Annotated in this window: 17 protein-coding genes and 1 pseudogene; 8 read left to right on the forward strand and 10 right to left on the reverse strand. The window is 68.2% G+C overall.

Annotation, left to right across the window (positions count from 1 at the left end; all coding sequences use genetic code 11):
• Nucleotides 1-235: 235 nt before the first annotated feature.
• Nucleotides 236-1770: pseudogene (locus KSF81_RS00370) on the forward strand (UxaA family hydrolase).
• A 21-nt stretch (nt 1771-1791) separates the two neighbouring features.
• Here the strand turns inward: KSF81_RS00370 and KSF81_RS00375 are convergent.
• The 8 genes from KSF81_RS00375 to KSF81_RS00410 form a co-directional block, all read right to left on the reverse strand.
• Nucleotides 1792-2766 carry a hypothetical protein gene (locus KSF81_RS00375; RefSeq protein ID WP_217377244.1) on the reverse strand — a complete coding sequence of 325 codons (975 nt, stop codon included), beginning with the start codon at nt 2764-2766 and terminating at the stop codon, nt 1792-1794.
• 30 nt (nt 2767-2796) lie between these two features.
• Nucleotides 2797-3081, reverse strand: a complete 285-nt coding sequence (locus tag KSF81_RS00380) for a hypothetical protein (protein ID WP_217377245.1) — start codon at nt 3079-3081, stop codon at nt 2797-2799.
• A gap of 12 nt (nt 3082-3093) precedes the next feature.
• Entirely contained in the window at nt 3094-3939 is an 846-nt protein-coding gene (locus tag KSF81_RS00385) for a fumarylacetoacetate hydrolase family protein (RefSeq protein WP_217377246.1), read from the reverse strand.
• Nucleotides 3940-3979: 40 nt separating this feature from the next.
• Nucleotides 3980-4729 carry an SDR family oxidoreductase gene (locus tag KSF81_RS00390; protein ID WP_217377247.1) on the reverse strand — a complete coding sequence of 250 codons (750 nt, stop codon included), beginning with the start codon at nt 4727-4729 and terminating at the stop codon, nt 3980-3982.
• 71 nt (nt 4730-4800) lie between these two features.
• Nucleotides 4801-6159, reverse strand: a complete 1359-nt coding sequence (locus KSF81_RS00395) for an aldehyde dehydrogenase family protein (protein ID WP_217377248.1) — start codon at nt 6157-6159, stop codon at nt 4801-4803.
• A 600-nt stretch (nt 6160-6759) separates the two neighbouring features.
• Nucleotides 6760-10011 (reverse strand): carbohydrate-binding domain-containing protein, encoded by a 3252-nt coding sequence (locus KSF81_RS31230; RefSeq protein ID WP_217377249.1) that lies wholly within the window; start codon nt 10009-10011, stop codon nt 6760-6762.
• A complete protein-coding gene (locus tag KSF81_RS00405) occupies nt 10002-10208 on the reverse strand; it encodes a hypothetical protein (RefSeq protein ID WP_217377250.1) in 207 nt (68 codons plus the stop codon). Before KSF81_RS00405 ends, KSF81_RS31230 begins: the two co-directional genes overlap by 10 nt.
• A gap of 405 nt (nt 10209-10613) precedes the next feature.
• Nucleotides 10614-10910 carry a SemiSWEET family sugar transporter gene (locus tag KSF81_RS00410; protein ID WP_217377251.1) on the reverse strand — a complete coding sequence of 99 codons (297 nt, stop codon included), beginning with the start codon at nt 10908-10910 and terminating at the stop codon, nt 10614-10616.
• 121 nt (nt 10911-11031) lie between these two features.
• Between KSF81_RS00410 and KSF81_RS00415 the strand changes: the two genes are divergently transcribed.
• Both KSF81_RS00415 and KSF81_RS00420 read left to right on the forward strand, forming a co-directional pair.
• A complete protein-coding gene (locus tag KSF81_RS00415) occupies nt 11032-11526 on the forward strand; it encodes a MaoC family dehydratase N-terminal domain-containing protein (RefSeq protein ID WP_217377252.1) in 495 nt (164 codons plus the stop codon).
• 14 nt (nt 11527-11540) lie between these two features.
• The gene (locus tag KSF81_RS00420) at nt 11541-12536 is read left to right on the forward strand and encodes a tripartite tricarboxylate transporter substrate binding protein (RefSeq protein WP_217377253.1); all 996 of its coding nucleotides are present in this window, start codon (nt 11541-11543) and stop codon (nt 12534-12536) included.
• Nucleotides 12537-12549: 13 nt separating this feature from the next.
• Here KSF81_RS00420 and rlmN read toward each other — a convergent pair whose 3' ends face one another.
• Together rlmN and KSF81_RS00430 are read right to left on the reverse strand one after the other, a co-directional pair.
• Nucleotides 12550-13716: a 23S rRNA (adenine(2503)-C(2))-methyltransferase RlmN gene (gene rlmN / locus KSF81_RS00425; protein ID WP_217377254.1), complete on the reverse strand. Its 1167-nt coding sequence runs from the start codon at nt 13714-13716 to the stop codon at nt 12550-12552.
• Complete coding sequence (locus KSF81_RS00430) at nt 13713-14288, reverse strand: invasion associated locus B family protein (RefSeq protein ID WP_254453290.1); 576 nt, start codon at nt 14286-14288, stop codon at nt 13713-13715. Before KSF81_RS00430 ends, rlmN begins: the two co-directional genes overlap by 4 nt.
• Nucleotides 14289-14370: 82 nt before the next feature.
• On the opposite strand from KSF81_RS00430, the gene KSF81_RS00435 reads away from it, so the two are divergent.
• The 5 genes from KSF81_RS00435 to KSF81_RS00455 all read left to right on the forward strand — a co-directional run bounded on the left by KSF81_RS00435 (nt 14371) and on the right by KSF81_RS00455 (nt 19755).
• Nucleotides 14371-15615: a bifunctional 2-polyprenyl-6-hydroxyphenol methylase/3-demethylubiquinol 3-O-methyltransferase UbiG gene (locus KSF81_RS00435; RefSeq protein WP_217377255.1), complete on the forward strand. Its 1245-nt coding sequence runs from the start codon at nt 14371-14373 to the stop codon at nt 15613-15615.
• Entirely contained in the window at nt 15612-16133 is a 522-nt protein-coding gene (locus tag KSF81_RS00440) for a YdcF family protein (protein ID WP_217377256.1), read from the forward strand. Before KSF81_RS00435 ends, KSF81_RS00440 begins: the two co-directional genes overlap by 4 nt.
• Nucleotides 16134-16834: 701 nt before the next feature.
• Nucleotides 16835-17284 (forward strand): hypothetical protein, encoded by a 450-nt coding sequence (locus tag KSF81_RS00445; protein WP_217381865.1) that lies wholly within the window; start codon nt 16835-16837, stop codon nt 17282-17284.
• Between the two features lie 277 nt (nt 17285-17561).
• Nucleotides 17562-18290, forward strand: a complete 729-nt coding sequence (locus KSF81_RS00450; protein WP_217377257.1) for a Crp/Fnr family transcriptional regulator — start codon at nt 17562-17564, stop codon at nt 18288-18290.
• 838 nt (nt 18291-19128) lie between these two features.
• Nucleotides 19129-19755 carry a response regulator transcription factor gene (locus tag KSF81_RS00455; RefSeq protein WP_217377258.1) on the forward strand — a complete coding sequence of 209 codons (627 nt, stop codon included), beginning with the start codon at nt 19129-19131 and terminating at the stop codon, nt 19753-19755.
• Nucleotides 19756-19848 lie beyond the last annotated feature (93 nt).

Genomic DNA, 19848 nt, shown 5'->3' on the forward strand with positions numbered 1-19848 from the left:
CGGTCCACAACGCCATAAGTGAACAAAATTCCATCATCAAGAGCGCGTAGGCAGCAAAGCGTGACCGCGGCGCCACGCTGCGGCAGCCGGGACCGCCCGACCATCGCGCCCCACGGAGGGCCGGCCGCCCGGTCGAAGCCTGGATCACAGGCAGGCCGAGTATGGTCTAGGATGCCGCCGGGCGGGCCCTTCAGCCGTGGCCCCCAGGGATATGCGCAGGGAGGGAATCGCCCGCATGGACGCCGTCACGCAGCCACCCGTTATCCGGCTCCATCCCGAGGATGGGGTGGTGATCGCCCGCCAGGTTCTGCCCCCCCCGGCACCCCCGTGGCGCCGGGCGTCGCGACGGAAAAGCGCATCCCCGCCGGCCACAAGGTCGCGCTGCGCGGCCATGCGCCGGGCGAGGCGGTGCGGCGCTATGGCCAGATCATCGGCTTCGCCACCGCGCCGATCGCGCCCGGCGAATGGGTGCATACCCACAACCTGGCCATGGGCGACTTCGCCCGCGACTATGCCTGGGGCGTGGATGCGAAGCCGACCGAGCCGGTGCCGGTGCCGGCCAGCTTCCTGGGCATCCGCCGCGCCGATGGCGGGGTGGCGACGCGCAATTACATCGGCATCGTCACCTCGGTGAATTGCAGCGCGCATGTCGCGGAGCTGATCGCGCAGGCCTTCCGCCGCAACCCCATCACGGGCGAGGACCCGCTGGCCGCCTGGCCTGGCGTGGACGGGGTGGTGGCGCTGACCCACAAGACCGGCTGCGGCATGACCCAGGGCGAGCCGCTGACCCTGCTGCGGCGGACGCTCGGCGGCTTCGCGCGGCATGCGGATTTCAGCCATGTCATCGCCATCGGCCTCGGCTGCGAGGTGAACCAGATCGGCGGGCTGCTGGAGGAGCAGCGGCTTACCGGCCGGCTGCGCGACATGGCCATCCAGGAGATGGGCGGCACCCGCAAGACCGTGGCCGCGGGGCTGGATTTCGTGCGCGAGGTGCTGGCCGAGGCGAATGCCGTGCAGCGCGTGCCGGTGCCGGCGAGCGAGCTGAAGGTGGCGCTGCAATGCGGCGGCAGCGATGGTTATTCCGGCATCACCGCCAACCCGGCGCTCGGCGCCGCTTCCGACCTGGTGGTGCGGCATGGCGGCACGGTGATCCTGAGCGAGACGCCGGAGACCTATGGCGCCGAACACCTGCTGACGCGCCGCGCGGTGAGCCGGGAGGTCGGGCAGAAGCTGGTCGACCTGATGCATTGGTGGGAAGCCTATTGCGAGCGCGAGGGCGCCGAGATGGATGCCAACCCCTCCCCGGGCAACAAGCTGGGCGGGCTGACCACCATCCTGGAGAAGTCGCTCGGCGCCATGGCCAAGGCCGGCACGACCAACCTGGTGGATGTGGTGAAATATGCGGAAGCCGTGACGCAGAAGGGCTTCGTCTTCATGGACACGCCCGGCTACGACCCGGTGGGCGCCACCGGCCAGGTGGCGGGCGGGGCCAACCTGCTGTGTTTCACCACCGGCCGCGGCAGCGTCTTCGGCTGCAAGCCCACGCCCTCCATCAAGCTGGCGACCAATACGCCGATGTACCAGCGGATGCAGGACGACATGGACGTGAATTGCGGCACCATCCTGACGGGCGAGGAAAGCGTGCAGCAGGCGGGCGAGCGCATCTTCCAATTGATGCTGCGGGTGGCGAGCGGCGAGCGGACGAAAAGCGAGGGTTTCGATTTCGGCGGGGCGGAATTCGCGCCCTGGGTGCTGGGGGCGACGATGTGATGAGGCTCATTAAGATAGCGGCTATTTAGGAATGAGCTCGCTCAATTGACTTGAATGCCGCAAGTAGAATAGGAAATAAGGGTCAATAATGTGGAATGCTCCGCTCCCACCGCGTTCATCCCATTCAATTATTCGCTCAGCGCCATTCTCTTTCCTTGCAATCGTTGTCATTTGTTTGCAGGCATTTTGTATGCTTGCTGATATTGGGGCCGGGCCTGTGCAGACCCGCTTAATCCGGTCCATCATTTCCGCGTAGGGAAGCATAAGGCGCGGCGGGTCGCGAGAAAGGGCCAAGAGAACGCATCGGTAGGCGTCTCCCAGCGTTCCATCAGCAAACGGGAATCGATCCCGCCTTTGGCCTTTGGACCGCGGACCCTGATGAAGGTTGCGTACAAGCGTCGCGTAGTTCGCGTTAGCCGACACGCGCGCAAGGACCGCCTCCATATCCTCATTGCCAAGCTTGGGCCGCAAAATTCCGAGATTGGTTGATTTTAGATCCAAATGCCGACAGAGCTCCAGGCAGGCGGACTGCATGAGCTGCGGAGATCCACAACACTCTACGGCTAATTTCTCAATAAAATCAGTAGATACAGCGGCATTTAAAACATCGAAGCCCTTTATACCAATCTCCCTCAGATCATGTTCTGTCCAATATTTCGTGTCTATGTTCGCAGTTCTGCCGCGTAGTTCGTGATTGCTGCGGACCACGTCGTCTGAACGATGAGGCACAGAAGCAATACAGAACTTTATCCCGCGATCTGCGCCCGTTTTGATTTGTTGAGCAACTTCCCTTTGGACCGGCGGCGAAATATAATGGAAGTCATCAACAAAAATAATCTGTTCGGTCGATTTCAGAATCGCCTCAACTTCATGAATTCCTCGCCGGCTTGTAGTTGCGGTGTTTGAAATGGAAGCTGTCGTCTGTCTCTGGCTCCCTAGCGTTGCATCGCTGCTCGGTGTTCCTGGCGGGCCAGAAAGCGCCAATCGAATCTGCACATTGGTCTGGTTGGTATTGCCTGAAGTATTCTAGCGCGCATGCGAACTAGGTGCGGCCAATGCATCCAAAATGTAATTCCAGAAATCTTCCCCCTTCTTCACAACGGACCCTGGGATCTTTACGAGCTTCTCCGCGCCAACGATTTTCTCAACGAGAACGGTCTTGCCGGATTTGGACGGCCCAGACAACGAAATAACTTGCTTTGGCGTTTGAAGTGCGTACCGAATCCGCTCTTCAGATTCATCATCTGCACGCCGCACATAGGTGTGGGTCGGAAAGTCATTTGGGGTGAAGACCTGTTCTCGAGTAGGCACGCGGTACTCCTTTTACGCTGCCACCGTCCGCTGCACCTGCTCGCCCAGGCCCGCGATGCCGAGCCGCATCGTCTGCCCCGGCTTCAGGAAGACCGGGTTCGGCTTCTTGCCCAGCCCCACCCCCGGCGGCGTGCCGGTGAAGATCACATCGCCCGGATGCAGGGTGATGAAATGCGAGACATAGCTGACGATGGTCTTCACCCCGAAGATCATGGTGCGCGTGGAGCCGTCCTGCATGCGCTCCCCGTCTACGTCGAGGAACATGGAGAGGTTCTGCGGGTCCGGCACCTCGTCCCGGGTAACCAGCCAGGGGCCGACCGGCCCGAAGGTATCGCAGCCCTTGCCCTTGTCCCAGGACCCGCCGCGCTCGATCTGCCATTCGCGCTCGGAGACGTCGTTGCCCACGGCATAGCCGGCGACATGCTCCAGCGCCTGATCCTCGCTGACGCAGGTGGCGCGGCTGCCGATGATGATCGCCAGCTCCACCTCCCAGTCGCATTTCTGGCTGTTCTTCGGGATGACGACATCGTCGTTCGGGCCGCTGAGCGCGCCCAGCGACTTCAGGAAGACGATCGGCTCCTTCGGGATCGGCGAACCCGTCTCGGCCGCATGGTCGGCGTAGTTCAGCCCGATGCAGACCAGGTTCTTCATGCCCGCGACCGGCGGCCCGAGCCGCGGCTTGCCGGGGACCGCCGGCAGGCTGGCGGGGTCGAGCGCCGCCAGCTTCGCCAGCCCGGCCGCAGACAGCGCCGCCCCGGCCAGGTCGGGCACCTGGCCCGAGAGGTCGCGGATGGTGCCGGAGGCGTCGAGCATCCCGGGCTTTTCCTGGCCCGCGGGGCCGTAGCGGAGCAGCTTCATCGGTGGTCCCTTCCCAAGTCCTGGTTGCGTCGGCGCGAAGCTATAATGTCCAGCCGCCATCGATGACGATGGCCTGGCCGGTGACAAAGGCACTTTCCTCCGCGGCGAGATAGACCGCCAGCGCCGCGATCTCCTCGGCCGTGGCCAGCCGCCCCATGGCCTGGCGCGCGACGAAGCCGGCCCGCGCCGCCTCCATCCCGCCCGCCGCCGCGGCATTGGCGGCGATCCGCTCGCCGAGCGAGGGCGTGTCCACCGTGCCGGGGCAGAGGCAATTGCAGCGCAGGCCCTGCGCCACGTATTCGGTGGCGATGGATTTGGTCATCCCCACCACCGCCGCCTTGGTGGTGCCATAGAGGAAGCGCCCCGGCGCGCCCTTCACGCTGGAACAGGCCGAGGCCATGTTGATGATGCTGCCGCCGCGCCGCTCCAGCATGTCAGGCAGCGCCGCCTGGATGCAGCGCCACATGGCGCGCACGTTCAGCGCGAAGCCGGCCTCCCATTCCGCATCCGTGCAGGTCAGCGCGGTGTTCTGGTGGACGAAGCCGGCGCAATTGAACAGCACATCCAGCGGCCCGGCCGCCGCGATCACAACCGCCGCCGCAGCATCATCCAGCACATCGAGCGTCCGGGCCTCGATCCCGGCCGCCTCCAGCCCGGCCAGCTTCGCCGCGTCGCGGTCGGTGGCGATGACCTGGCCGCCCTCGGCGGCAAAGGCCAGCGCGGTGGCGCGGCCGATGCCCTGGCCCGCCGCCGTCACGAAGCATCGCTTCCCCTGCAGCCTGCCGGCCATTCCCCGCCCTCCGCGAACCGGCGCCATCATCACGGCGCCGCCCGCGGCGTCAACTGCGGCGGGGCGCGGCCCTACCGCAGCAGCCGGCGCACCAGCGCCCGCGCCCGCTCGCCGCGCGGCGGATCGAGCAGGCGGGAGAGGCTCCAGCGGCCGTGCGAGACGCGGGCGCGGAGCGTGCTGAATTCCAGGAACCCCGCCTCGCCGTTCCGCCGCCCGAAGCCGGAGGCGCCGACGCCGCCGAAGGGCAGCGCCGGGAAGGCCGCGTATTCCAGGCAGCGGCCGGCGATGATGGCGCCGCTGCGGGTGCCCTCCACCACCGCCCGCTCCTCCGCGGCCGTGGCGCCGAAGAGGTAGATGGCCAGGGGCGGCGGCCGGGCGGCGATCCAGCCGATGGCCTCGGCCAGGCCGGGCAGCGGCTGCAGGGCCAGCACCGGGCCGAAGATTTCCGCCTGGTGCAGCGGGTGATCGGCCGCAGCCTCGGCGATCGTTAGCGCCTGCCGCCGGCCGGGGCCATCAGGTGCCAGCGGCGTCAGGCTGGCGCCGGCGCAGAGCGCCTCCAGCCGCGCCGCCTGGGCGGCATTCAGCACCGCGGTTTCCGGCAGGCCGATGCCGGTGGCGCGGCAGGCATCGAGGAAGGCTCCGCGCCCATGGCCGACCAGCAGCACCGTATCCGGCGCGATGCAGGTCTGCCCCGCATTCACCGACTTGCCCGCCAGGATGGCCTGCGCCGCCACCGCCAGGTCGGCGCCCGGCAGCACCAGCGCCGGGCATTTGCCGCCGAGTTCCAGGGTCAGCGGCACCAGCCCCGCCGCCGCCGCGCGCATCACCTTGCGGCCGGTTCCGGTGCCGCCGGTGAAGACCAGGTGGTCCCAGGGCTGCGCCGCGAAATCGGCGGCGATCTCCGGCCCGCCCTGGACGCAGCGGGCGATATCGGGGCCGAGCGCCTCCGCCAGGATCTCCGCCAGCAGCGCGGCGCTGCGCGGCGTCGCCTCCGAGGGTTTGAGGGCGATGCGGTTGCCGGCGGCCAGCGCATCCACCGCCGGCAGCAGGGCAAGCTGCACCGGGTAGTTCCAGGGCGCCATGATGCCGACCACACCCTTGGGCCATGGCTCCACCCGCGCCCGGGCCGGCCGGAAGGCCCATGGCACGCCAACCCGCCGCGGCCTGGCCCAGCGCGCCAGGTGGCGGCGGGCGAAGCGGGCGGCCTCCACCACCAGCTTCACCTCGGCGATCAGCGTCTCCTCGGCGGAGCGGCCGCCGTAATCGGCATCCAGCGCGGCGGCGATCGCCTCGGCCCGGCGCAGCATGGTGGTGGCCAGGGCATCGAGCAGGGCATGGCGGCGCTCGGGTGGCAGCGCGCCGTCACGCGCCTCCGCCGCCCGCAGCGCGGCCAGGGCCGCGGCGGGCGAGGCACAGGGCGGCACCGTCATGCCACGCCGCCCCGGCGGCGGAGCGCCCAAGCGGGATCCAGCAGGTCAGGGCTTCCATTCCGAAGCGGGGCCGGGCCGGCGGCGGAACGTTGCATGCACCCGATGGTCCGGCTGTCCTTGCCCTGGAGATTGTTCATCGGGGCGGGCCGGGAGGATACGGTCGCGAAGCCCGCAATCCTGGCCCGGCGCCTCGGAAGAACCGTGATGAGAATGCCTGAACCCTGGCACAGGGTGGAATGCTGAAAAACGGAATCCCGGAGGCGCGGTTCACCATTCCCTCGCGCTCACGGATTGCGCCGCCCTGGCCATCCCCGGCCAGCACTGCTGCGATAGTCTTGCGCGGATCAGGGCCGGACGGACGGAAGCCGGATTCCGTCCCGTTGCGGTTTGCGGGATGCCCCGTCGATCCGGGCGGAACATCGGGGTCCCGCCCGGCCCTGCCGGCAGCCGGGCAGGGCCGCCGCATTCAGTGGCCCCGCAGCGGCGCCGGCGGAAGGCCGGCGTCGCTGCAAGGCAGGCTTCGCCTGATGCGCAGGCCGCCAGTTTGCCGGCCTCGCACCATCGGCGCCTCGGACCGGTCCATGGACCGGTCCGCTGGTATCAGGCGTAGATGAAGTCGCTGGCGACGAGCTTGCTGACATGGGCGAGGAAGACGCTGTCGCCCGTGTTGTCGTAGGTGACGAGCAGGCCGGCAACGCCGCCCTCCGTGGCCTTGGCCATGTGCACATCGGCGGCGGTCAGGCCGACGAACTGCAGCTTGTCGGTGCGCGAGGTGAAATCCTCGATCACCACATGGCCATCGCCGCGCTCGAAGACGAAGGTGTCCTTGCCGGCGCCGCCGGTGAAGTTGCCACCGCCCGTGCCCGCATGGATGACATCGTTGCCGCCGGCGCCAATGACCGTGGCGAAGCCCGCCCCGCCCTGGACGGTAAGCTTGACCATGCCTTCGGCCGTGACGCTGTCGTGCCCGGCGCCGAGGGTCACCTGCGCGCAGGAGTACTGGCCATCATAGGCGGCATTGTAGAGCGCGCCATTGCCGGCCTTGAAGCCATCCGCCAGCGCGGAAAGGCCGACCGCGGTGACGAGGACCACATCGTCGCCGCCGCCGGTTTCGATCACCATGGCATTGCCGGCGCCGCGGGTATCCGAATGCGCCACCCAGGTGATGTGGTCATCGCCGTCGCCCAGGATGACATTGCCCCGCTTGGCGCCGACCAGCAGGACATCGAGGTCGGTGCTGCCGGCGGCATGCAGGTCGAGGTTGGCCTGCACGAAGTTGCCGAAGCCGAGATGGCTGGCATAGCCGGCGGACCAGCTCGCCGGCACCATCTGCACCGCCTGCACCGTACCCCAGGCGGGGGTGGCGATGAAGGTGGCGACCCCCACGCCGGCATAGGTCTGATGCTCGATCGAGACCTGCGCGTCCTGGCCCCAGGTCGGGGAGTTGCCGAATTTCGCCGGCGGCACGTTGCCTGGAACAGGCGTCGGCGTCGGTGTGGGCGTCGGAGTGGGGCCGGCCGCGGGCGCTTCGGTGAAGGTGAACATGGCCGGTCCGCCCGAGTACATCCCCAGCGAGCCGCCGGCCACCGCGGTGCCGTTATAGGTGGCACTCTCGACGTAGAGGTTCCGGTCATGCGTGGCATCCCACGCATCATTCAGGAAGTTGACCGTTACCTCATGCGGGCCGGCTGCCAGGTCGAGCTTCACCGTGATGGTGTCGCTCTGCCCCGAGCCGTGCAGGGCGCTTGCCGTCAGGATGTCGCCAATCTGCTTGCCGTCCACGCTGACCGTGTATTGCGCGCTGCCGTTCCAGGCATCCTGGCTCACCCGCAGCACCAGCGTGTCGCTGCCGCTGCCGATGGTGGCATTTCCCGTGGACGGTGTGGGGGTGGGGGTTGGGGTGGGCGTCGGCTCGGGCGTCGGCGTTGGGGTGGGCGTCGGCTCGGGTGTTGGGGTGGGAGTGGGTGTGGGAGTGGGCGTCGGCTCAGGTGTGGGTGTGGGCTCGGGCGGGGGCGGGGGCGGGGGCGTCCAGCTGCCCTGGTCCGGCGGGGTGAGCGCAGAGGTGGGGTCGTTCGCGAAGTCAGCCGTCCCGGTATAGGGCGGGTGGTCAGCCGCCAGCGCCCGATAGGCCGCCGCCGCCTCGGTGGAACCGGTGAGCTGGTAGATGCCGCTCAGGGTGGCGAGGGCGAGCTGGCCGTAATTGCCCCCGCTGGCGTCCCAACCGTCGCCGTTGGACAGCCCGCGCGCCACGGTCGCCGCGCCGATCTCGGCCCAGGTCTTGTAGACCGCGCCCGTTGCCTCATCCGCGATGGCGATGTGATAGGCTGCGCCATCATGCATCTTGAAGCCCTTGGCTTCGCTGGTGAAGCGGCCGACCAGGAAGTTCGTCTGCCAGTTCAGGAAGGTCAATGCATCCGCATTGCCCTGCCGCGCCGCGGCAATGGCGACCGAGGCGAAGTAGTCCTGCTGCCAGGGCGAGATGCCGACATTGTCGATGGTGCCGTCCATGCCGCTCGGTACCCAGCCATGCGCCTCCCCCTGGGCCGCCGTCCAGGTGGGGATCATGGAGACCAGCCACTTCCAGTTGGCATTCCCTGCGGCCTCGAAATAGGCCTTCTCGACGCTGCCGTCGGGATTGGCCCAGGCCGCCCCCTCGATTTCCCGCATGCTCCAGGCCGAGCCGCGCAGCTGGTTGATGTTGATCACGTTGTCATCGGCGCCACCACGCGGGTAGGGCCATTGCGACATGATGCTGTAGGAGGCCTGGGCGTTCAGGTTGTCCAGGATCCAGCGCTCGCCGGTCAGCAGATAGGGCACATAGGACAGGTTCGGCATATGCGCCGTATCCGGCGCCCAGCCGGAAGAGTCATCGAGCAGCTGCGTCAGGCCACCCGATGCGCGGTCGCCTGGCACGCCCCCGGTGCCGCGGTAGTCGATCCACAGGTTCGGGTAGTTGTCGGTATTGAGCCAGGTGCCATGCGCCTCGTCCCAGAAATGCCAGGGCACCGAACTCGCCGCCTCGGCCTGGCCCATGGCATAGCCGGCGGCGCGCGCATCCTGGGTCATCAGCCAGGCCGTGTTCGCCTGGGTGGTGATGCCGATATCGGGGCGCCCGCCGGTCATCGGCATGTACTGGGTCACGCCGTTCGCGGCCAGCGGGTCGCCCCAGCCGGGCGCGTTCATGCTGGACTGGTATGACGCCAGCAGGCTGTCCTGCACGCCCAGGGCGAGGTTGTAATTGGCCACCGCACCCGTCTTCTCGAGATGCGCGGTATCCTGGCGGATGTTGAGCCAGCCGCTGGCCGGATCGCCGAGGCCCTGGCCACCATCCGTGCCAGCCGTGAAGTCCCGGTGCCAGCTCTGGTACTGCCCCTGGTCGACGGATTCCCGCGCCGCCTCGTGCCCGTCCATGGTGACGACGACATCATAGGCGACCCTGCCGCCCACGGCCTCCATCGCCTGGTCGTTCTTGAACTGCGCATCCACCGAGAGGCCGCCACCCTTGAAGGCGGTGACGTCGAAGACGAGGCGCTGCGAGCCCGCAAGCTCGACCTCCACCCGCGCCTGGGAAGCCAGCGGCCCCTTCTGCCAGAAGGAGGCGGAGCCATCCGCCAGCGCATGCCGCAGCGCGTCCAGCACATCGACATGCACCGTGCCGCCGCCATGCGCCGTCAGGTCGACCGCGAAGGAATGGCCGCCGAGCCCGCCCAGCAGGTCGACCGTTCCCCCGGCCGTGCCGGCGCCCCGCGACAGGACAACATCAACGGCAGCCCCGGCGGCGAGGTCGGGCCGCACCACGGAAAGCACGGCCATCTTGGCCGAGCCGTCCGCATAGGTGGTTTTCACGTCCACCTGTACCGCCACTTCCGCCCCCCCCCGACGATCGCCTTGAGGCCCGCCCCCCCCGGCAATTCACCCAGGGCGAAGACCTGGCCGAAGGTGGTGACGCCGCCCTTCAGCGCCGCCGTGCCGGCATTCTGGAAGGAGAGGCTGACGATATCGCCCGCGCCGAGCGGCGCGAAGGCGGGGAGATTGGCTGTACCGGACAAGGGGTAACTCCACCAAAGGTTGATTTATACAAAATCCATTCGCCTCAATCTGCAAGCAGAAAATGCCGAAAAAGTGATCGGCCGGCGAATTTGGTGTAAACTCAATAGTTGCAACATGTTATGTCGAAGGCCGCCCCCGGGATGCGGGAACGGTGGCCCACCACGGGCCGGGATTGCCGCTCCGATCGAGCGGCAGGCGGGAAAATGGCTTCGGCGCCCCTCTTGGCGCCAAGGCCCGACCGGTCACGGCCAGTGCCAGAAACGAATGAGGAATGATGTCCAGATGGCCGCAACCGCCACACTGGCTGGCAGCCTGGCGATGCGCCGCCGCGCATTCGGGCGACTATTGTAACTAGTTCAGTTCTAACTCAATCACTCTTATAACGGATCCTGATGGCGGCAGCATCAGACTTTTGGGTCCAGCGCCTCCGCCACCGCCTGCCGCTTCCGCTTGGGCAGGCGCTTCATCGCCAGGATGAAACCCGAAAGCAAGAGGCAAATGGCATTGGTTACAATGAGCGGCCACTGCCCGAGCAGCAGCCCATAGGCGAGCCAGAGCGAAAACCCCAGCACAGTCACCGCATACATGCCGGTGGAGATCGCCTTCGTGTCGCGGGTGCGGATGATCTTCCAGGCCTGCGGCACGAAGCTGGTGGTGGAGGCGAGGGTGGCGAGCGCACCCACGATGGCCGCGGCGTCCATGGCGATCTCCGGCCCGGAAGGGGCCGGCGGAGCAACCCGGAACACCGTCAGGCGGTTCCGCCCCCGCTATCCCGCATGGCGCGTTGACCCCGGCCCGGCTTGCGGGGAGGCTGCCAGGCGCATGGAAGCAACTCCACCTCCCCCGGCGTCAGAGGCGCCCCTGCTCGGCCAGGGCTTCCATTGGCAGGAGCTGCGGCCGGGCCAGCGCTTCCGCACCTTCCGCCGCACCGTGACCGAGGCCGACCTGGCCGGCTTCATCGCCGTCACCGGCATGCTGGAACCGCTTTTCGTGGATGCGACGCATGCGGGCGCGCTGGGCCACCGGCCGGTGCCCGCGGCGCTGACCCATGCGCTGATCGAGGGCATGCTGCTCAGGGGCATGGTGCATGGCACCGGCCTGGCGCTGCTGGAGATGAGCCTGCGGGCCCTGGCGCCGGTGCATCTCGGCGATACCGTCGGGGCCGAGGTGACGGTCGTCGGGGTCCGCCCCACTTCGCGCGGCAACCGCGCCGTGGTCACTTCCGATGTGCGCGTGCTGAACCAGCGGGGCGAGACGGTGATGACCTATACCGTGAAGCGGCTGATCGCTGGCCGGCCCGACCCCGACACCGCATAGGCAGGAGAACCACCATGCGACGCCGCAATGTCCTGGCCCTGGCCGCCGGCTTCCCGGCCGGGCTTTCCACCGGCCTCTTCCTGGCCCGGCCCGCCCTTGCACAAGCGCCCTTCCCGGCCCGCCCGGTGCGGCTCGTCGTCGCTTTCCCGGCCGGCGGCCCCACCGATGTGGTGGCGCGCATCCTGGCCGAGCGCATGGCGCGCGAGCTTGGCCAGCCCATGGTGGTGGAGAACCGCGGCGGTGCGAACGGCAACATCGCGGCCGATGCCGTGGCGAAATCCGATCCGGACGGCTACACGCTGCTCTACAACACCTCCTCCATCGCGATCAGCCGGGCGCTCTACCGCAGCCTGTCCTACGACCTGCTGCGCGACCTGGCGCCGGTGGCGCTGACCGCCGCCGCCCCGCTGGCGCTGGTGGTGCATCCCGCCCAGCCGCCGCGCGATCCCGCCGGCTTCATCGCCTGGGCCCGGGGGAGCGGCGGGCGCATTTCCTACTCCTCGGGCGGCGTCGGCAATATCTCGCACCTGCTGAGCTTCCTGGTGATGCGCCATATCGGGGCGGAAGCGGTGCATGTGCCCTATCGCGGCACCGCGGCGGCGCTGGTCGACACGGCGGCGGGCAATGTTCAGTTCACCTCCGACACCGTCGTCACCACCCTGCCGCTGATCCGGGAAGGCCGGGTGCGCGCCATCGCTGTAAGCTCGGCGGAACGCACGCCGCTGCTGCCCGAGGTGCCGAGCATGGCGGAATCCGGAATGATGCCGCCAGGCTTCGAGGTGGGCGCCTGGCAGGGAATCCTGGCCCCCGCCCGCACGCCCCCCGCCGCCATCGCGCGGCTGAACGCCGCGGTGCGGACGGCACTGGCCGACCCGGAGGTGGCGGCGCGGCTCGCGGCGCAGGGCGCCCGGCCGACCGGCGGCACGCCGGAGGATTATTCCGGGTATTTGCGCGAGGAGGCCGAACGCTGGGCTGACGTGGTGAAGGAGAGCGGGGCGACGGCGGAGTAGGGCGGCGCCCCGCTCAGGGCGCCGCGGACACCCGCCGCCGCTCGCTCTCCGTCTTCAATTGCCCGCAGGCCGCCAGGATGTCGCGGCCGCGCGGGCGGCGGATCGGGCTGGCATAGCCGGCGTCGTTCAGGATATCGGCGAAGCGGGTCATCGCCGGCAGCGTGCTGGTCTCGTAGGGGCTGCCGGGCCAGGGATTGAAGGGGATCAGGTTCACCTTCGCCGGGATGCCGCGGATCAGCCTCACCAATTCCCGCGCCTCCGCCTCGCTGTCGTTCACGCCGCGCAGCATGACGTATTCGAAGGTGATGCGCCGCGCGTTTGAGGCGCCGGGATAGCGGCGGCAGGCCTCGATCAGCGCCTCGATCGGGTATTTCCGGTTCAGCGGCACGATCTCGTCGCGCAACTCGTTCGTCACCGCATGCAGCGACACCGCCAGGTTGACGCCGAGCTCCTCGCCGCAGCGGTCCATCATCGGCACCACGCCGGAGGTCGAGAGGGTAATGCGGCGGCGGCTCAGCCCGATCCCCTCATGGTCCATGATGATGCGCAGCGCCTTGGCGGTGGCCTCGTAATTGTACAGCGGCTCGCCCATGCCCATGACGACGATGGTGGAGAGCAGCCGCGGCTTGTCGTCCTTCGGGCTCGGCCATTCGCCATAGCTGTCGCGCGCCGCCATGAACTGGCCGACGATTTCGGCGGCGCCGAGGTTGCGCACCAGCTTCTGCGTCCCCGTATGGCAGAAGCGGCAGGAGAGCGTGCAGCCCACCTGCGTGCTGATGCAGACGGCGCCGCGGTCCTCGTGCCGGTCGGGGATATAGACGGTTTCCACCTGCTGCCCGTCGCGGAAGCGGAACAGGAATTTGCGGGTCTCGTCCTGGCTGGTCTGCACGGTGGCAATGCCGGGGCGTTCCACCACGAAGCGTTCCGCGAGCTTCGCGCGCATCGGCCCGGCGATGCTGGTCATCTTCGCGAAATCGGTTTCGCCTTGGTGGTAGATCCAGTGCCAGAGCTGCTTGGCGCGGAAGGGCTTCTCGCCGATCGCCGCCATCTCCGCCGCCAGCTCCTCGCGCGAGAGGCCGACCAGGTCGCGGCGGCCATCCGGCAGCGTCGCGTCCGGCGGGTTGAACAGCGCGGACTTGGCCAGGATGCGCTCGCGCTCGGTGGCGGTGAGGTCGCTCATCGGCGGGCTCCCCCCTCGGCCGGGCAGGCCTTGGAAATCGCCTCATAGGCGGCAGTGAAGCCGGAGAGCGAAAAGGTATCGCTGGCTTGGCCGCGGCCATTCGGGCCGGGCCCGCGCGCCACCGCCTCGCGTCCGTTGCGGAAGGCGGCGACGGTGGCCCCGCCATTGCGGGCGAAGGCGCTGTTGCCGGCGGTGAAGAAGCCGAGCGCTGGCCCGCCGGTCGCGACCTGCACCGGGTCGGCGGCGCCATCAGGGGTGCGCGGATAGGTATAGCCGGCCTGTAGCGCCACTTGGTCCCGCCCCTGCGGCCGGTGCGTCACCACCAGCAGGACATTGTTCGCCTTGCGGTTGGGCACGCCCTCGGATTTGCTGGCCCGGGCGAAGGCGTAGCAGACCTTGTGCCCGCCCTCCGTATGGGTGGCGGCGGTCCAGGACTGGAAGCTGCCCAGCCGCTGCTGCGCCCTGGCCTCGGCCATCGGCAGGGAAAGGGCGGCCAGGGCCAGGAGGGCGGGCAGGAAGAAGCGGCGCATCCCCGCTAGATACGAGCCCGTCGCCGCAACGACAACCGGCATCGGCGCCCGTCAGGGTCTCCTCCAGGGCATGGCGCAGCAGTGGCGTTCCGGTCCGGGCGCGCTTGGTCTATGCAGCCGGGCCATGAGTGATGCCGCCGATACCCATCTCGCCGCCCAATACGAAGCCTATCCCTACCCCGCCCGCGACCCGCGCGAGGAGGCGAAGCGCCTGGTGGTGGGCAGCCCGAGCCATCTCAGGGAGGTGGACCACTGGATCTTCGGCGCCCGCCGCCTCGCCTCCACCCCGCTCCGCGCCCTGGTGGCCGGCGGCGGCACCGGCGACGGCACCCTCATGCTGGCGCAGCACCTGGCCTGGGCCGGGCGGCCGGGCGAGGTCACCTGGCTCGACCGCAGCGCCGCCGCGCAGCGGATCGCGCGGGCGCGGGCCGAGGCGCGGCGGCTGGACAACATCCACTTCATCGAGGGCTCGCTGCTGGAATTGCCGGGGTCGGGCCTCGGCCCCTTCGACTACATCGATTGCTGCGGCGTGCTGCACCACCTGCCGGACCCGCTGGCCGGGCTCAGGGCACTGGTCGGCGCCCTGGCGCCGGGGGGCGGCATCGGGCTGATGGTCTATGCGCCGCATGGCCGCACCGGGGTCTACATGTTGCAGGATGCGCTGCGCCTGCTGGCGCCGCCGGAGGAGCCGCCGCCGGCGCGCATCGACATCGCCCGGCGGCTCTGGCGGCAGGCGCCGGAGACCGCCTGGCTCCGGCGCAACCCCTGGCTGACCGACCACATCTCGGGCGGCGATGCCGGGATCTACGACCTGCTGCTGAACCCGCGCGATGTCGCCTTCACCATCCCGGCCCTCGCGGCGCTGGTGCAGGCGGCGGGGCTCCGCATCGCCTGCCTGGTGGAGCCGGTGCGCTACGACCCCGACAGCTATCTCAGCGACCCGAAGCTGCGCGCCCGCATGGCGGGGCTGCCGCCAATCGAACGCGCGGCGCTGGCCGAGGCCATCACCGGCAACATGGGCATCCACATCGCCTATTGCCTGCGCGCCGAGGCGCCGGACCCGGCGCCGCCCTGGGAGAGCCCCGAGGCCGTGCCGGTGCTGCGCGAGATGGATGGGGCGGCACTGGCGCGCGGCCTACCCAAGGACGGCACCATTCCGGTGAGCTTCGACGGGCTGCGCGTCTCGCTGCCGATGCCGCGCCTCGCCGCGGCGATTCTTGGCCGGGTGGACGGGCGGCGCCCGCTCGGCGCCATCGCCGATGAGCTGGCGGCGAATGGCGTCCCGCGCGAGACCTTCTGGCGCGACCTGGCGGCGCTCCGGCGCAGCATGGAGGCGATGAACCGCTTGCTGCTCGCCGCCCCGGCGTGAACGCCGCGGAGGAGGCCGCCGCGCCCGCCATCATCATCTTCGGCGCCGCGGTGCGGCCGGATGGGCGGGCCAGCGGAACGCTGCGCCGACGGGTGGAGGCGGCGGCGCGCTTCGGCGCCACCCTGCCCGGCGCGCTCTACCTGCCGACCGGTGCCCGCGGCCGCTTCGGCGAGGCCGAGAGCGCGGTGATGGCGGCGCTGCTGCGCGGCCTCGGCGTGCCGGAGGGACGCATCCGGCAGGAGCCGACGGGGACCGACACGCTCTCCTCCGCCCTCGCCTGCACCCGGCTGCTGCGGGAGATGCGGCATGCCGGGCCGGTCTTCGTGGCGAGCAGCGGCTACCACCTGCCGCGCTGCCTGGCGCTGCTGCGGTTGGCGGGGCTGCCGGCCCGCGCGGTGCCCCCGCCCCGCGCCTCGGCCGGTTGGCGGCAGCGCTGGTACTGGCGGCTGCGGGAGGTGCCGGCCCTGCCCTATGACGCGGTGCTGATGCTGTGGGCGCGGCTGCGGGGGCGGGCTTGAAGCCGAGGGGGGCCTTGCCCCCTCGGACATCCCCACCAGGGGTCGGGCGACCCCTGGACCGGCGTTCGTTAGGATGATCTGGCGGCCCGGGCCAATGACTGCTTGCCGCCTTTCTCGGACCTCCAAGTCCGGCCCGCCAAGGTCTGGCTTGGGGGCAATGCGGTCATAAGCCGAGAGTGATAGGATCGGCGGCATCGTGCCCACTGCGGCCATCTGCTTGCCACGGTCTCCTCCCAGAAAGCGGACCTGGCCTGCTGACGGTGAGATGACGAAAATCCAGCGCAGGTCATTCGCTCGATTGGCGACTGAGGAAATGTCGGCAAGGGGTCGACACCAGCCGAACTATTTAGACGCCGGTAACGTCAGCTTTGCCACTTCGACCAACCGAAAGCTGTCATTCCGCTCTCAGCCACACCATGCCATCAAGCGCGAACCCAGAGGGCTCGCATTTACGTCCGCTCGCGAGGCTGGAGCGGACATCCGAGTGCCACGCCTTCTACAGCCGCTTTCCGCCCATGACGGTTATCCGATAGGACAGTTGGTATAGGAACTACCACCGGTGCAGGCCGGGTTCCGGCCTGCCGGGAGGGTCCGGGAGGGTGGAGCCGCTTGTGTCGAACACCACTCCGATGACCTTGGCTGTCGAGCGTGCAGGGTCGCCTGACCACCAACACCACGGTCCATGGAACGGTGCGGCCTGCATGCCGCGCCCCCTGGCCGTTTCAAGGTTGCATCCAACGACCAGTGACAAGGCCCACACGCCCGAAGAGATCGTGGCGAAGCTGCGCCAGGCGGAGGTGCTGGTGGCGCAGGGAAAATCGGTGGCGGAGGCCGTCCAGACGATCGGGGTGGCGACGCGCTTTTCGTGGCGGGTTGCGATGTGGCGAAACTGCTTGAGCCGGTTGATCAGGCGCTCGATGAGGATGGAGAGACAGAAGGCGGCCGGGGATGGGCGAGGCGCGGTTCGCGGCCATGAGGCGATCACGGCGGTGCTGGGCGATGTGCGCCGTGCCGCCTCGGCACGGGCCGGCTGCACCGGCCTGCTGCGGGCGACCGGGGCGCCCGGACTCCTGTTCGGCGTGGTGGTCGACATGATGGTCTCCCAGCACATGCTCGAAAATCGCGCTGGCCAGCGGCGTGGTGGCCCCTAAAGGCCATCGAGGAGGAGATCACCACGCTATGGCAAATGGTGACGAGAAGGCGGCTGCGCGATTGCGGCGCCGGCACGGCGGGGCACGCAAGGGCCGGTTTGCGGTCGCTCGTTTCCCGCAGCTCAGTTTGATGCAAATGCCGGATAATTGTGTTGGATGAATGGCTTTCCGGATAGGCAGGATCGCCATATCGGGCCGGTCCTCCGCTATCTGCTCCCGGTGCGGGCGGCTGGAAGCGCGTTGTGCATCCGCCGTCACTCCGTCACAGGAACTGGCCATGGTCCTCCCTGAGCAGCCTATACCTGCCCCGCGCAACCGCCTGCTTTCGGCCCTGCCGCCCGAGGATCTCGCCCGGCTCCGGCCTCGGCTCGACCTGGTGGAGCTTCCCGCCCGGCACACCCTGTACCGCCCGGACGAGCCTATTCCGGCGGTTTACTTCCCTGAGACGGGTTGGATCTCCTTGGTGGCAGCGCTCGAGCAAGGCGATGGCGCCGAGGTCGGCTTCATCGGCTACGAGGGCATGGCCGGGCTGCCTCTCGTCTTCGGCACCGACCGTGCCCCTGTCGAGGCCATGACGCAGGCGGGTTGCACCGCGTTGCGGCTGGACGCGGCTGCCTTCCAGGAGGAACTGGGGCGCAGTTCCATCCTGCGGGCACTGCTGCTGCGCTACGCGATGGCCATCTATGTGCAGGTCTCGCAGACGGCGGCCTGCAACGGGCGCCACCATGTCGAGCAGCGCCTCGCGCGCTGGATGCTAATGGCGCATGACCGGGCCGAGGGCGACGAGTTCCCGATGACCCACGAGTTCCTGTCCTTGATGCTGGGCATCCGGCGCTCCGGCGTCACGGTTGCGGCCGGCACGCTGCAGAAGGCGGGCGTAATCCGCTATGGCAACGGCCGCATGACTATCACCGACCGGCCCGGCCTCGAAGCCTACGCCTGTGAGTGCTACGGCATCGTCCGCCGCGAGTTCCACCGCCTGCTGGGTTCCCTCCCGGGCTCCTGATCCCGCCCTGACCCGCCTTTGCCGTTGTGCGAAACCGGACAGGCAGGCTTACGCGATCGGATTAGGTGTGAATGATGCCCAAAAGGGAGGGCGCGTTCATGCATTTGGAACAGGCATCGCCAGAGGAATGGCAAAAACGCGCTGTTGCTACGGGCGAAATAGCCGCCTTGGCCGTGACGCATTGCTCGGTGGAGCGGGCCGGCAGGCGCAGCATGGCGGCTGTCCTTTGGCGGGGACGCGACGCCCCAACCGAGCCACTCCCGCTCCGCCGCCTCAGGCCCAGGGAAATGGCCAGAGTCGGGATCAGAGTGCGCACCCAAATGGGTATGGCCGCATGACCGGGGAGAGCCGATGCCGGGCTCAAGGACTGCAATTACTTGCGGGATGCGCCCCGTAAGCAAAGGAGTTGCAATACGCCCTTGTCAATATCTTGTTACATGCCGCTTCTGAATCCGCTCGTCGAATCAGATATACTATACAATGACAGTCCGGTGGCAAAAAAATTCACCGAGGTCGCGAAAGCAGGAAAGCCATGTGGAACCCTCACCCTCGCGCGAGATCAACCCAGATCTGTTCAAGAAGGTGGCATCCAGACCAGCGACAGCTACGCCGCAAAATACGGCACCATCTCCAGCCCCCCTTATCATTGTGTATAAAATGAGACAATCAGGGCGCGACTAGCCGAAGGGTCTACTGGATCCTCGTATGGAAGCGGAGGCGGAAATGCGGGAAGAGAAACGCGTCGGGATCGTCGAAAAGAATCCCATTTTCCTAGAAGGCTTGAAAAAAGTATTGTCCAAAGCCGGGTTTACAGTATCGTTCTGCTCAGTGACAATGGATGCCGCCACTGGCGCTGCACCCACCCCCCGCGGCGGAACTCCTGCTGGTCACGATCCTGGCGGCCGAGTCCAAGTCCTTCGCCGAGGAAGCGTCGCATATCCGCGCCAGGTTCCCGAGTGCCAAGCTTGTCGGCCTGGTCGACGCTGTCATCTCCGAGCAGGTGCTGCAGATCTGGCCGTCCGTTGACGGGCTGGTTCTGCGGACGATCGGGTCCATGGCCCTCGTCAAGGCCCTCGAACTCGTGCTCCTCGGCGAGCGCGTCATCCCCGGTATTTCCCTCGAGACCCTGTTCGAAAACGCCCACAACCTGTGGCAGCCCGTGGCCAGTTCGCCTCCCGGCTGGGCGCACCTGTCTCCGCGCGAGGTGGAGGTGCTCCGTTCGCTCAGCGCCGGGCATTCCAACAAGATCATCGCCCGCCAGATCGGAATCAGCGAGGCGACCGTGAAGGTCCATATGAAAGGGATCCTTCGCAAGCTCAGGGCGACGAACCGGACGGAAGCCGCGGTATGGGCAAGGAACCACGGCCTGGTGAGCCTGCGCTCCGTGCCGGAGGACATCCCTCCGACCGAAACCAAGAGTTTCCACCCGTCGAATGCAGTGGTCCCCATCCGTCGGACAGTTTGACGGCCTGGGTAAGCTCGGTCTGCCTGCCAGGAGGACGGACCCGAAGTTCTGAAGGCTGATCCGAAGCTCTACGCGCGCGCCATGTTGCTGCTG

Source organism: Siccirubricoccus sp. G192 (genome assembly GCF_019084075.1).
Classification (GTDB): Bacteria; Pseudomonadota; Alphaproteobacteria; order Acetobacterales; family Acetobacteraceae; genus G192.